The organism is Aquimarina sp. KJ22-3, assembly GCF_055808215.1.
On the sequence record NZ_CM147859.1, the window covers coordinates 3,358,029 to 3,371,541 of the forward strand.

Here is a 13,513-nt window from a genome sequence, read left to right on the forward strand (position 1 = left end):
TAGTAAATATCTCTCTATGGTCTTTAAAACTTTTAAACTCTACCATGTAACCGTTAGGATCCTTAACAAAAAAGGAAAGATGTTCTCCTACTTTGTTTTCAAAAAAGTTACCTCGGTGGTCACCTCCAAATCCATAGAGAACAGACGTGAATATAATTTCCCCCATGTCTCCACATCAATAATCACTCCGAAGTGAAAAGAAGGTAATATCTGATCTCCCAGGCGATAATTTTTGAAATCAAAGCTAAACTCTCCTGCCTTAGTAAAAGTGATTTGATTTCCATGTAAGTTGATATCAACCCAATTATCGGTATCCCTTCCTAATTTAGCTCCAAGTGTATTGGTATAAAAATCTTTTGTTTTTTCCAGGTCTCCGCAAGGAAGAGCCAGATGAAATTCGGCATTTTTCATATCTCTTTTGTTTTATTCCTCTTCCATTTCAGATTTGTCAGGTATATCTTGCTCTTTTTGATTATTGCTCTCATCATCTTCATCATGATCTTCCATCGCAATAACAAGACGCTTACTTACCTTTACCAAGTATAAGGTATCTTCGGTTTTCACCTCTACACATTCAACTATTTCGTTTTGTGCATTTCTAAAAGTGATAATATCTTCATCATTATATCCATCGGGATATTTGGTCACTAACAAGTCTAATATGTCATTGTTTAGCTTTTTATAATCTACGATAACTCGTTTCAAATGTGCGTTTCTTGATGTTTTCATTTTCACATATCTAATAAGTAGCCAAATATTAACGGAGCTACAATGGTTGCATCACTTTCTATAACAAACTTTGGGGTATCAATATCTAATTTCCCCCAGGTAATCTTCTCATTAGGTACTGCGCCAGAATACGACCCATAACTGGTAGTAGAGTCACTTATTTGGCAGAAATAATTCCAAAAAGGGGTATCCGTTCTTTCTAAATCCTGATACAACATAGGTACTACACAAATAGGGAAATCCCCTGCAATACCACCACCGATCTGAAAGAATCCAATCCCAGTCTCCGAATTGTCAGTATACCAATCCGCCAGAAAGGTCATATACTCAATCCCTGATTTCATGGTACTGGCTTGCAGTGCGCCTTTCATTACATAACTGGCAAAAATATTCCCCATCGTACTGTCTTCCCAACCTGGTACAACCATAGGTAAATTGGCCTTGGCCGCTGCATACATCCAGGAATCCTTGATGTCTATTTCATAGTATTCTTCAAGTACTCCAGAGAGCAATAACTTATACATAAATTCGTGTGGAAAATAACGTTCTCCAGCTTCTTCAGCGTCCTTCCAAATTTTGAAAATATGTTTTTGTAGTCTCCTAAAAGCCTCTTCTTCCGGGATACATGTATCGGTAACACGATTTAATCCTTTTTCGAGTAATTCCCATTCCTGTTGTGGAGTCAGGTCCCTATAATTAGGTACTCTTTCATAATGACTATGTGCTACCAGATTCATAATATCTTCCTCCAGGTTCGCCCCTGTGCAAGAAATGATATGTACTTTATCCTGACGGATCATCTCGGCAAAGATTTTTCCCAACTCTGCAGTACTCATTGCACCAGCAAGAGAAACCAACATTTTACCGCCATTAGCTAATTGAGATTCGTATCCTTTTGCGGCGTCTACCAATGTAGCCGCATTAAAATGAAGAAAATACTTTTCTATAAATTTTGAAATTTCGCCTTTACCTTTCATCGTATTCTTCATAATTAGATTTAAACTTTTTTAAGGTTTCATTTTCTTGGATATCATCTTCATCATCCAAGGTTTCTTCACTATCCTCAAACTTATAGCTGAGCATTTTATAGAATAACTTGGCAGCAGCAAAATCCGATGCCTTACTTGTTGGGCTTGGACATAATTCAACAATGTCAAATCCTACGACATTCTTCTCAGTAAATACTTTTCTTAAGAATTCTAGCGTTTCATACCATAGCAGACCACCAGGCTCAGGAGTTCCTGTTGCTGGTAATATCGAAGGATCTAAAGCGTCTAGATCAAATGTAATATACACATTATCGGTCATGAGATCGATCACATTATCCATCCAGTAATCGTCATTTGCCATTTCGTGAGCAAAGAATACTTGATCTTCATTCATTACTAAATTTTCTGAAGCATCCATAGAACGAATACCTACTTGAATTAAATTGGTATTTTCATTAGCCTCGTGCATCGCACAGGCATGGTTATACTTAGATCCATTATATTCTTTTCTAAGATCGGCATGCGCATCAATCTGCAAAACGGTAAGATTATTAAAACACTCGTCAAAAGCTCTTATTGCTCCTATAGAAATAGAATGTTCGCCACCAAATAATGTGACAAACTTGTTTCTCTTGATATGATTTTTGGTGGTGTTATACACCGCCTCTACCATAGCTTCTGGAGTATCATTAACCGTAATAGGATCAATTAAATGTATTCCTTTTGTATACACTTCACTATCGGTTTCAATATCATATAGTTCCATATTCTCTGAAGCGTGCAAAAAAGCTTCAGGGCCTTTGTCGGCTCCCTTACCCCAGGTACTTGTTCCATCATAAGGAACAGGAATTACTACTATTTGTGATTTGTCATAGCCTGCATATTCTTCAGGAATACCGGCATATGTGTTACTCGTTTTCATTTTTGAAAATAATTAAATATGGTTTTAAAAAATGGTGGTTAATTCTCGTTTATTATTTTTTGATAAGTTCTTATCCTTTGCGTTTTGATACCCCAGTATTGATAACAATTGGTCAGAAGTTTGTTGTTCTGAAAAAACAGAAGTTACCAACCTACCTTCTTGATCTCTATCTATGAGTATATGTTTTGGTTGAGGGATCAAACAATGTTGTAATCCTCCAAACCCTCCTATGGTTTCCTGATAAGCACCGGTATTAAAAAACCCTATATACAAAGGTTTTTCTTTGTCATATTTTGGCAAATAGATAGCATTCATATGTTGTTCAGAATTATAATAGTCATCGCTATCACATGTTAATCCTCCCAATAAAACACGTTCATATTCGTCGTCCCAACGGTTAACAGCAAGCATAACAAAGCGTTTATTAATAGCCCATGTATCCGGTAATGTGGTTATAAATGAAGAGTTAATCATATTCCATTTTTCCCGGTCGTTTTGTTGTTTTTGATACAATACTTCATAAATAGCACCTCCACTCTCGCCAACGGTAAAGCTTCCAAATTCGGTAAAAATATTAGGCACATCTACTCTAGCCTCTTCACAAGCAATTTGAATCTGATTTACAATCTCATTGATCATATACTCATAATCATAATTGAATGCCAAAGAGTTCTTTATAGGAAAACCACCTCCAATATTTAAACTATCAAGAGATGGGCATATCTTTTTGAGTTTAATATATACTTTCAGGCATTTTAGCAATTCATTCCAATAGTACGCCGTATCGCGGATACCTGTATTGATAAAGAAGTGTAACATCTTTAACTCCACGTTAGGATTTCCTTTTATCTGATCGTTATAAAATGGAACAATATTGCGATATCCAATCCCTAATCGAGAAGTATAAAATTCAAATTTCGGTTCTTCTTCTGATGCAATACGAATTCCTACCTGAAATTTACCTTCAATCGTATCGCTTAATAATGACAATTCCTCGTAATTATCTATAATAGGAATACAGTTTTGATGTCCATTATTAATCAATCTCGCAATATTTTGAATGTACTGATCTCGCTTAAAACCATTACAAATCACATAGGTATGATCATTGATTTTACCTTGAGCTTTTAGATTTTCTACAATATCAATATCAAAAGCAGAAGAAGTTTCTATATGAATATCATTTTTTAGTGCCTCATTCAATACATGTTCAAAATGAGAGCTTTTGGTACAGTAACAGTAGTTATATGTACCCGCATAATTATTCGTTTGAATGGCATTATTAAACCAATTCTTAGCTCTGTTTATATTTTCTGATATTTTGGGGAGGTATGTAAATTTTAAAGGAGCACCGTATTGAGCTATTAAAGCCATTAAATTGATACCATGAAATTGTAACTGGTTGTTTTCCAGATCGAATTCTTCCTGAGGAAAATAAAAGGTTTGATCGATAAGATCGATATATTTAGTTTTCATTTATTTGATTTTGTATTGCATAAAGAAGTTCACAATAGAAACACACAGACGTAAACAGCCCTAACATTCTACGGATCATTCTGAAATGCGATTGGAAAAAATTATAAATTGGTACGGCAAATGACAATAAGTCATTCGTATCAATCTATTCTCATATACGTATAATAGTAACAGTATGAGGAACGAAGGAGATTCGTTCTAAAAACTGAAGTGCAATTGTGTATTTTTTAGAAGTCAGCCTGAGAATTCGGTTCCCTATCCCTAGGGCAGCTTTTGGAGTAGACCTCATTATCCTCCTAAGCCCGAATCTGAAAAAAGTTTTCATTTTGTATAGGCAATGCGTTCTATTTATGAACTCATTATTAAAACAAACATAGTGAAAAAATGAATAAAACAAGTTTTTTTTGTTAATTTTTAAATGTTAAAAAATTAGGCGTTCAAAACAATAACCTAAGACACCTAATTTTACCAGACGTCACATTAATTCTATAATTTTTTTATTATCAAATATGGTCATTGGACTCCAAGAAATTTTTAGTTTGAGTCTTATTATTTTTTGATAAGTTTTTCTGTTATTCCAATCCAGAAAGGGCTAACCACAAGGGTCAACGAAATCAAACTGATCGTAAAGTTATATCCAAAATTTTCGATAATTCCTAAGCTAAAGGCGGTCGAACTTAACAGAAAACTCAACTCCCCAATTTGAGCCAGTAAGGCACCTCCTAAAATGGCTTCTTTCCAATTACACGAAAATACTCGAAGAATTAAGGAGTTTAATAAATGATTAGTAATGTAAACCACAATAATTGTAATAGAAATTGTAAGCAAATTTTGATAGATAAATGATAGATCAATTTGTAAACCCACACTAATAAAAAAGAAAGAGACGAACAATATCCTAAAAGAATGCAACGTATCGTGAATCCAATGTGTTGCCCGAGCAGCATTAATGATCATCCCCCCAACAAAGGCTCCCAAAGCTGCTGATATCCCAAAAAGAGATGTGGCCAAGGCACATCCGAAACATAAAAATATAGCCATAAACACCTGTAACTCATGATCCCGGTATATTTTTTTTGAAAAAGGTAACACAATAGTTCCCTTTATATAGATATACACCAAAATGACTACAATTAAAATCGCTCCAACGAGCATTAGTATAATGTTTTCTGTTGATTCTGATTTTCCTCCTAATTGGGAAATAATGATTAAAAGCGGTACTAAAGCAACATCCTGAGCCAATAAAATACTTAAAACATTCTTACCCACTTTGGTATCTATAAGACTCTTATCTTGTAATAGTTTAATGACTACAGCCGAGCTGCTTAAGGCTATCACAAAACCAATAACTACAGAACGTGCAAAATTCCAATCATAATAATGTCCTATACATAATACCAAAACAACACTAATAGCAATTTGAGAGAGTGTTCCTATAACTGCAAGTTTCCATCGTTTTAAGAAATCAATAAGGTTGATTTCCATACCAATAAAAAACAACAATAGTATTACGCCTAATTCTCCCAGGAGATGAATTGAAGCTGCATCTTGTATAGCATTTAAACCATGTTCCCCAAGAATTACACCGACTAGAATATATCCTATTATGTAAGTTTGGTTAAACTTTCTAAGGATCACACTTACTGCAATTACTAATACAGCAAGTATGGCCACAAGTGTTATAATAGGATCTAAAGAAGAAATTAACAGCATCAAGGAATGGTTTGTTTTATCACCATTAAATGTAGCCTTTTTTGAATTACAATAATGAAATTCAGAAATAAAAAAACCGAGCTTTTTGATAGCTCGGCACAGGTGTTTTTAAAAATTTTTGATTAACCAAATGATAAGATAACCGACAAACAATAAGATAATGATAGACCAAATTGTATCAGAATACTTTTTTAATTTACACATGATGTTAAGATAAAATAAATCGATACTAAATATAATTTTATCAAAAAGATCAAATGGTTTTTTTACCTCATTAATTGGAGTTACCTCTAAGTGTGGTTTAAAGGAGTTGGTACTTTTTCCTTTCATGCGTCTTACATCATCTTTTATTTTTTTCATAAACATTTGGGGTTATTAATGGGTTCAACTTATTTCAACTTTTATCATTTGACACATTAATATTTCTTAGGTCACATTTTTGAATAAAAATTAACGTAACTTATTGGTATTCATTTTCTAAAAAGTAGTTTTACGTAGAAATGCTTTTTAAGATTTGTATATAAAGGTGACCTTACACATTTCTTTGTGTCATAAGGATTATAAGTTTTTTACCATTATTTCAAGAATTGAATTTTGTATCTTTAACAAGCTTATAATTAATGTTTTAAAATGAAAAAAATATTAGTTCCAATTGACTTCTCGGATAATGCTTTAAACGCATTAGCATATGCTCGTGTACTTTTTAATAATGAAGAATGTACTTTTTTCTTGTTGAACGTATATGTTAGTAATCGTTCGGTTATGTTAAGTGAAGAATATAATGATGCGATTTTAGGTGAAATGTCGGATGAATCAGAACATGAATTAGAAGCTCTTTTGAAGAAACTTATTAAGGATAACGACCATTCTAATCATGAATTCAAGGCTATTTCTGTCCCCGACACCCTTTTGAAGGCAATTAACAGTGTTTCCGCTGCAAAAGAAATAGATTATATCGTTATGGGAACCAAAGGGGCTAAGGGCGCTAAAGAAATATTTTTGGGGAGCAATACAGTAAAAGTAATTAATGGAACAAATAAATGTCCTATTATCGTAGTACCCCAAGGTTATTCCCCGCAAATTCCTTCTTCAATTGCTTTTTCAACTAATTTTAAGCGGTCATTTAACCAAAATGAATTAGCTCCTCTTGTTGAAATCGTGTTATCAAAGGCAGCAAAAATTAACATTGCTCGAATAATGGAAGAAGAGTACCTTACAGACAAACAAAATAGCAACAAAGAAACACTAAAGAAGTTGTTTCAAAATATAGACTACATGTTTTGCAAGATCGATGTAGAAACTTCGGAAACTGAAGCTTTAAAAGATTTTGCTATGCAAACTGAATGTGATTTGATTGCGCTTATCCACCATAAGCAAAATTTCTTCTCCAAACTTGTGGAAGAAGATGTGGTTGATAAAATTAGTTTTAACAGTCCATTGCCGATTTTAATTCTTCCAGAATTATAATTATCTCAGATCGTGTTCGGATTTTTTGATTTTCCAAATCAAATAAAAATGTTCCATTTAGGAATCTTACATTATTTACATTTCTTTTTAAATAAGTACTTAGCAAGTTAAGCCTTCAGTAAAAATCATGGAAATTTTGAATGCAGGAAAATAAGCATGTATAGTGAATAAAAACTTGTACTAAGATAATTGATCGTGTGCTTTTACTGCTTTAATTCGTGCACGTTTTAATCTCATTTTCAAAGCACTTTCATTAATATTAAATAAAGTTTGCAATTCTTTTAATGGTATATTATCCTGGTATTTAAGCAGAAGAAGGGCCTTATCTTCTGGGGCAATCATTTCCAATGCTTTCTCTAGTTTTGATAACTTGATTTCAAAAAAATCTTCATCTAATTCCAATTCTTCGGATGCTATCTCGTACTCTTTATTCTTTAATTTTTCCGAAAAGCTGGTTAACTTTTTACACTTATCTCTATTCATGAAATTCACGCAGAAATTATAGGTAAAAGCATAAAGCCAGGTAGAAAATTTTGCTCTTCCTTCAAATCCTTCAATTTTAGTATATAATTTTACAAAAATATCCTGAGAAAGATCTTCTGCTTCATCTTCATTCTTTACAAATCCATAGCATTTATTATAGACTTTTTTACTAAATCTTTCGTATAAAACTCCAAATAGAAGTTGGTTTTTTGATTCTTTAATTCTCTCCACCAATTCTTCATCAGTTAAGCCTTTGGCTTTTTTCAGAACAATACTTGATTTTTTCTCTTCCGGTATTGAAAACAGGTCTTCAAAAGAATCCATAATAAAGTTGATTAATAATACCTAAATATAGCTAAAATAACATGATCCTTTATCATTATATCTGATCTAAAATGATAATGGTTGTTTCGATTTACAGGTAATACATATTTAAAATTTAAGAATCCTATGGTTCCAATAGGTTCTGATTATTTTCCTATGTAATTGAGAATATGAATCAAGACGTATGATAAGCGTATTGATAAACTTCTATCCTTTACGCAACACTTTATGATATAAATCCGCCAATTGGATCTCAATAAAATTGATGATGCGCTTCTCTGACTGGTTATTTTGATACATCGAAAATACTTTTGAAGCATTTTGTTTTTTAAGTATTTTTATGTCTCCTTCCGGATTTTCGATATCTTCTGGTTGTAAATTCCATTTCAGTAAAGCATTTAATAATTGGGTATGGGATGTATAACGTTTTTCCAATATTTTTTGACGTTTCAAATCCTTGGGATCCTTTTGTTCAGCAGTATTGATTTTTGCGCTCAACACCATGTATTCATCTCTAATTTGTCGATCAATTTGTCTTGCTTCGGTAATCAGTTTTATATAAGACTTATAGAGTTTTTCATTATAGAAATCAATAAAGTCAAAATAACTATCCATTTCTTTTAGATACGACAAAGCGATTTCTTTGTATACCTTTTTGTCCTTTTCCTGAGTTTCTAAAAGTTGTTGCTCCAAATCAGTCAGATTTCCGTCTCGGTTCGCAACCAAATGCTCAAATCCTTCTTCTTCAGGAATCACAACAAGCCTTGGTGTAATTTCTTTGGGCAGTCCTTCAAAATAGTATTTTCGATACCGCACCTTGATCGAATCGCTCTGTATTCTTTCTCTCCTGTTAAAATTAAACTTCGGCTTTTTCAAACCAAATGCATAATTATACCCAAATGTTGCGGTAAACTCTGCAAGATTGTCTCTTTCTTCTACCGTTTTAAATAACTGAATGGCATTCAGATTGAAGTTATGATGTTCCAGTAATACATACCCCAAATTCAATCTCACATTTGCTACTTTGGAGTTTCCGGATAGCCCACTGGATTGGTTGTAAGATGCTCCAAATCGAGTGTTTAGGGTTTTATTCAAAAAGCGTTTCCCAAAACTTATAGTAGGCCCCCAGGTGGTCGATTCTTCTCTTCCAACCGTATTATAAGTAGCATTAATAGCTGTAGAAATAGAAAAGTTACTTTCTGTAAAATTAATCGTATGCGCACAGCTAGCATTATGAAAGCTTGAAACATCTCCTATTCGTACATTCCCATCTTGTTCGTTGGCAACATCGTTGAGCGCATAGTTTATCGATAGATTTTGGATCAGTGTTTTTTTACTAGACAGCAAATAGTTCATAGACACCATTGCATTTCTTGACAATTGACGGTAGTTCAACTCCTCTAGTTGTTCGTCTAATAGATCGGCATCATTTACATCATCAAACTGGTTGGGTCTGGTGTTGGTAAATGTCGTAAAGTTTGAAAATGATCCAACAAGAGTAAGTTTGTCTGAAAGTGTAGCTTGCACATTGATAGATCCTACCGTACGGTTGGTGCTATTGGTTTTTGCATTATTGAGATTATCTCTTTGATATCCTATGTTTAAAGCTAATGATACTCTGTTTCTGAAAAAAGTATTCGCAAGATCAAGCGTTATATTTTCAAAATCGTTATTAAAAAAATAAGCTCCCAATGTTTCATAACCTGGATCAATACGCTCGTAACCCAATCCCAGATTTATGGATTTTAACGTATATCCAAATCGGGCTTTGATGGCATTATGATACTCGGTAGAAGTACGATTATTAAAAAATAGTCCAGCCAGAGATGTTTTTGTTGGACTTGATGTATTTGCTCTTGTATCCTGGGTAATAGCTGTAGAGGCATACTCGGCCTGTATCCTATAATTTTTCCCAATTTTTGCTTCTCCCTGAACGCTTAACACCAGATTCTCTTTGGGTAATATATTTCTAGCTTCTGGGATCGAATCTATAGAATTTTGATCATCTCTGGCATAAAAACCAGTAAATCCCAAGCTGTATTTGTTTTTCTTGAGCAATGTTTTTAGTCCATACCCCATCCGGCTAAATGAAGGAGTGGTTCTTGGATTGCCATCATCGTTAATGGCTTTTAAAAGTTCACCTCCCATTGCGTTTACCGTTAATGATTTGGAAAGCACAAGATCTAGTCCTCCTCCAGTAAATTGATGTCCATTCATGGTATAGGGAGAAAAACTCATATTGACGGTACCAATATGCGCCGTGATCCCTTTATAAGATGGATGCAAGCTTAGGGTATTGTAATTAAACGGAAGCTCATAATCCAGATTTTGTCCTTGATTAGAAAAGCTATATTCTATAGGCATCGAAAAACTAAAAACGCTTACGTTAAGCATTCCTTGCAAAAAATAGGTAAACGGTTCTCGATTTACATTTTGGTTAGCATTATAATACACACTGTTTGCCGAAATCTGACCATTGACTTTAAAGGGTTTGCTTTTGATCACCCTGGTAACGGATTGATTATCTATACTCTGGGAGAATGAAAATAACGGCACCAACAAAAACAGGAGTATCTTTTTCAAATCTTTACTAATTTTTGTTGTTGTAATCGCATTCTTTATAAGAACAATAATGGGGTAACATGATCTTCTTGATAGTGATTACTGGATCGTTGTATTCACAACACCTTCAATCAATTGATACTCGGTGTTTATTTTTACATTACTAAAGTCTACCTTAATCTTTGCATCTCTCATGTACGGTACGGTGATATATCCTTTGCCACTAAAAATGCCATTACCTCCACTAACTTCTTGTAGCGTTACATCAAAGTCTCCAGCTGTAAAGCCTTTATTCACATCTAGAGAGGATAATAGCTCCTGGTTAGTAATATCGATATCTGGTTGTATCCCACAATTGTAACTCGAAACTGTGTTATCCAAGGCTGCAATAGTGGTTGTAAATTCTGAGACCGCCGAAAATACAAAGGGGCCATCTACAATACATTGCCCTCCTACCCTATACTCATAAGTTGTGCCCGGTTCCAGGTCATAAATGGTAATAGCACCGTTTCTTGTATTTCCTTTAAACCAATCGTTTGGTGATCCCTTTTTTCGATACTGTAATTGATACTGCTCATGACCGGCAATTTGCCAGGTAATGTTTTCTTTGGTGACTCCCTGGGACTCTGCTAATATGTACTTCGGCTCATCGCAGGTATCGGTATACGTAAAATAATAGATTTCGCTATATCCATCATTTTTGAATATTGAAGCTTCACTAATCCCATCGTTTACCACAGCCCTTACACGCCAACCATACTTCTTATTGGGGAGTAATTGTGTTTCGCCAGGACCGTATAATAATGCCGTAGCTCTTGTAGTCGTTTCGAATAATGGAGGACTCTTTAAGAAATCGGTTTGTGGATCTGTATTGCGATCCCATAATTCTTTAAGCTCAAATTGGTACTCTACATTGGTCGCATTGAGATGCCTTGGAGTCCATGTAAAAAATAGGTTTTGGGGGTTTCTAGACACAATCTGCTCTCCTCTTGAAGGTAGATTTAATAATGGAGGATCATTAAGTACTAAAAATACCGTGGTACAATCTTTTCTGGATAACTTTCTACCCGATGTGATATCAAACACTTCAAAACAAAAACGATAGAGTCCTTCTGGTAATGAAGCATTATATTGTTGCGGGGTAATTCCTATCAAATTGTTTAGCTCAAAATAAGGTCGTAGATCCGTATTTCCCAATCTGGTAGGAATACCTCCCTCTAGCGTTATGGGAGTAGCTCCGGCAACCAGATCCTTATTCTGGATAGCTAGCCCTGCACTATTTTCTATATGCATCTTTAACCGAACCTGAATCGTTGGCTCGACCACATCAATAAGTAAAACATTCAAAAATATCCTGTCCAAAGCTGAAGTGCTATAATCCGACAACCTCAAACTATAAGGAGGGATCAACTGTACGGTAGATTGCACAGGTAGTATCTGTGCCTGTACGAATGATATAGAAAATAAAAATACGATCAAATGCGGTGTAATTTTTTCTTTCATGATTATCTTTTTCTTTCTGTACTTTGATATCAACTACGATATAGGAGTCATCCCCTGCTTCAACAAAATTTTTAATCTTTATGGCTCCTTTTTTACCTTCCTCGGTCTTAAAAAGTACAATTCTAGGTAGTACTGTATTATCAAAAAACAAATCATCATCAGCATCAATCGAAAGGGTCCTCAATAAGGTATCATCTACCATATCATCAAACTGCTGTGCGGGTACTGCTATAGGGCAGGCACATAACTCTTGCGTATTGATAAAGACGGTGCTCTTTGGGTTTTGAAACACATTAAACGGGGTATTGGATAGCTGATCCGGGCTTATAAATTGATTGCGTACAAAAGTGCTATTCAATCCATAAAAGACAAGGTCGATATTTTCTTCTACCTCAGCACTAAGTTCTTCCTGTGTGTATACCTCTCTGGTAACGGTACTAAAAAAACTACCTACACTATTATTTTGATGAGCGGTATTGATCCCCAGTTTAACATCTTTAAATTCTCTAAGGTTGGTATTTCTAAAGAAAGTGATGCTTTGTGTGCTTGTTTTGACATCCTTCCCATTACCCGTGGTTAATGTAATTTCTTGCTCACCTAGTCTATTAAAAATGACTTCTATGTCTTGTTCGTTAGAAGAAGTAATATTAGCACCTTGCAGTGTCCAGGTGTACTCTGTAGCACTGATGGATTTGTTGGTAAACTTTACTTTGGCGGGTATTTGAAAATCATCATCATCAAAATTGATTTCAAAATCAAAGTCTGAAGTTAGGCTTGGAGCCACCTCAACCACAGTACTCCTAGTATAGGTTTCTCTTCCGTTACTTATTTCTAAATGAATTTGATGCTCCCCTGGTTCGTCAAAAACAATTTCTCCAGGATCTTGATCGCTAGAAGTAGCAGGTACTCCTCCTTCGAATATCCATTTGTAGGTATTCGCCCCAGTGGATCGATTTTCAATCTTATAGGTGGCAGGAGGAAAAGTACTGACCAGATTAGTGGCTTTGAAATCAATAACTACCGGATCATCGATTTTAATTTCTAAAGTTTTTGAATCCTCAGAACCATCAATATTGGTAGCGGTAAGCGTTATGGCATGTGTTCCTTGAGTGTCGAATTTTATTATTCCCGGGTTTCTATCTACAGATCGGTTAAGATTTGCTCCTTCAAAGCGCCATTCGTATTGATCTGCTCCTTCGGTTCTGTTGAAAAACACAATACTCACCGGAATCGAAAAATCATTATCGATGACCTCGTATTCGAAGTCAACGACTACGGGTATGGCTTCTTCTTTAAGACAAGACCAAAATAGCAACGCTAGTAGTATGTATGCAATTTTCTTCAT

General features: G+C 34.6%; 12 protein-coding genes. 1 reads left to right on the plus strand and 11 read right to left on the minus strand.

Annotated elements, in window-relative coordinates:
* Positions 1-87: 87 nt before the first annotated feature.
* The 7 genes from AC0L3Q_RS15440 to AC0L3Q_RS15470 all read right to left on the minus strand — a co-directional run bounded on the left by AC0L3Q_RS15440 (position 88) and on the right by AC0L3Q_RS15470 (position 6,189).
* Positions 88-411, minus strand: coding sequence for a VOC family protein (locus AC0L3Q_RS15440; protein ID WP_473280732.1), 324 nt, complete (start codon positions 409-411; stop codon positions 88-90).
* A 12-nt stretch (positions 412-423) separates the two neighbouring features.
* Positions 424-705, minus strand: a complete 282-nt coding sequence (locus tag AC0L3Q_RS15445) for a hypothetical protein (protein ID WP_473286949.1) — start codon at positions 703-705, stop codon at positions 424-426.
* 26 nt (positions 706-731) lie between these two features.
* Positions 732-1,706: a deoxyhypusine synthase family protein gene (locus AC0L3Q_RS15450; protein WP_473286951.1), complete on the minus strand. Its 975-nt coding sequence runs from the start codon at positions 1,704-1,706 to the stop codon at positions 732-734.
* The gene (gene speB, locus AC0L3Q_RS15455) at positions 1,696-2,640 is read right to left on the minus strand and encodes an agmatinase (RefSeq protein WP_473280734.1); all 945 of its coding nucleotides are present in this window, start codon (positions 2,638-2,640) and stop codon (positions 1,696-1,698) included. The genes AC0L3Q_RS15450 and speB overlap by 11 nt, the downstream gene beginning before the upstream one ends.
* 24 nt (positions 2,641-2,664) lie before the next feature.
* A complete protein-coding gene (locus AC0L3Q_RS15460) occupies positions 2,665-4,116 on the minus strand; it encodes an arginine decarboxylase (RefSeq protein ID WP_473280736.1) in 1,452 nt (483 codons plus the stop codon).
* A 549-nt stretch (positions 4,117-4,665) separates the two neighbouring features.
* Complete coding sequence (locus AC0L3Q_RS15465) at positions 4,666-5,829, minus strand: cation:proton antiporter domain-containing protein (protein WP_473280738.1); 1,164 nt, start codon at positions 5,827-5,829, stop codon at positions 4,666-4,668.
* A gap of 108 nt (positions 5,830-5,937) precedes the next feature.
* A complete protein-coding gene (locus AC0L3Q_RS15470) occupies positions 5,938-6,189 on the minus strand; it encodes a hypothetical protein (RefSeq protein WP_473280740.1) in 252 nt (83 codons plus the stop codon).
* 270 nt (positions 6,190-6,459) lie between these two features.
* On the opposite strand from AC0L3Q_RS15470, the gene AC0L3Q_RS15475 reads away from it, so the two are divergent.
* Positions 6,460-7,296, plus strand: a complete 837-nt coding sequence (locus AC0L3Q_RS15475; protein ID WP_473280742.1) for a universal stress protein — start codon at positions 6,460-6,462, stop codon at positions 7,294-7,296.
* A gap of 180 nt (positions 7,297-7,476) precedes the next feature.
* Here AC0L3Q_RS15475 and AC0L3Q_RS15480 read toward each other — a convergent pair whose 3' ends face one another.
* The 4 genes from AC0L3Q_RS15480 to AC0L3Q_RS15495 form a co-directional block, all read right to left on the minus strand.
* Positions 7,477-8,103: an RNA polymerase sigma factor gene (locus AC0L3Q_RS15480; protein ID WP_473280744.1), complete on the minus strand. Its 627-nt coding sequence runs from the start codon at positions 8,101-8,103 to the stop codon at positions 7,477-7,479.
* Positions 8,104-8,310: 207 nt separating this feature from the next.
* Positions 8,311-10,686: a hypothetical protein gene (locus AC0L3Q_RS15485; protein ID WP_473280747.1), complete on the minus strand. Its 2,376-nt coding sequence runs from the start codon at positions 10,684-10,686 to the stop codon at positions 8,311-8,313.
* Between the two features lie 78 nt (positions 10,687-10,764).
* Positions 10,765-12,093 carry a hypothetical protein gene (locus tag AC0L3Q_RS15490; protein ID WP_473280748.1) on the minus strand — a complete coding sequence of 443 codons (1,329 nt, stop codon included), beginning with the start codon at positions 12,091-12,093 and terminating at the stop codon, positions 10,765-10,767.
* Positions 12,059-13,513: a PKD domain-containing protein gene (locus tag AC0L3Q_RS15495; protein ID WP_473280751.1), complete on the minus strand. Its 1,455-nt coding sequence runs from the start codon at positions 13,511-13,513 to the stop codon at positions 12,059-12,061. Before AC0L3Q_RS15495 ends, AC0L3Q_RS15490 begins: the two co-directional genes overlap by 35 nt.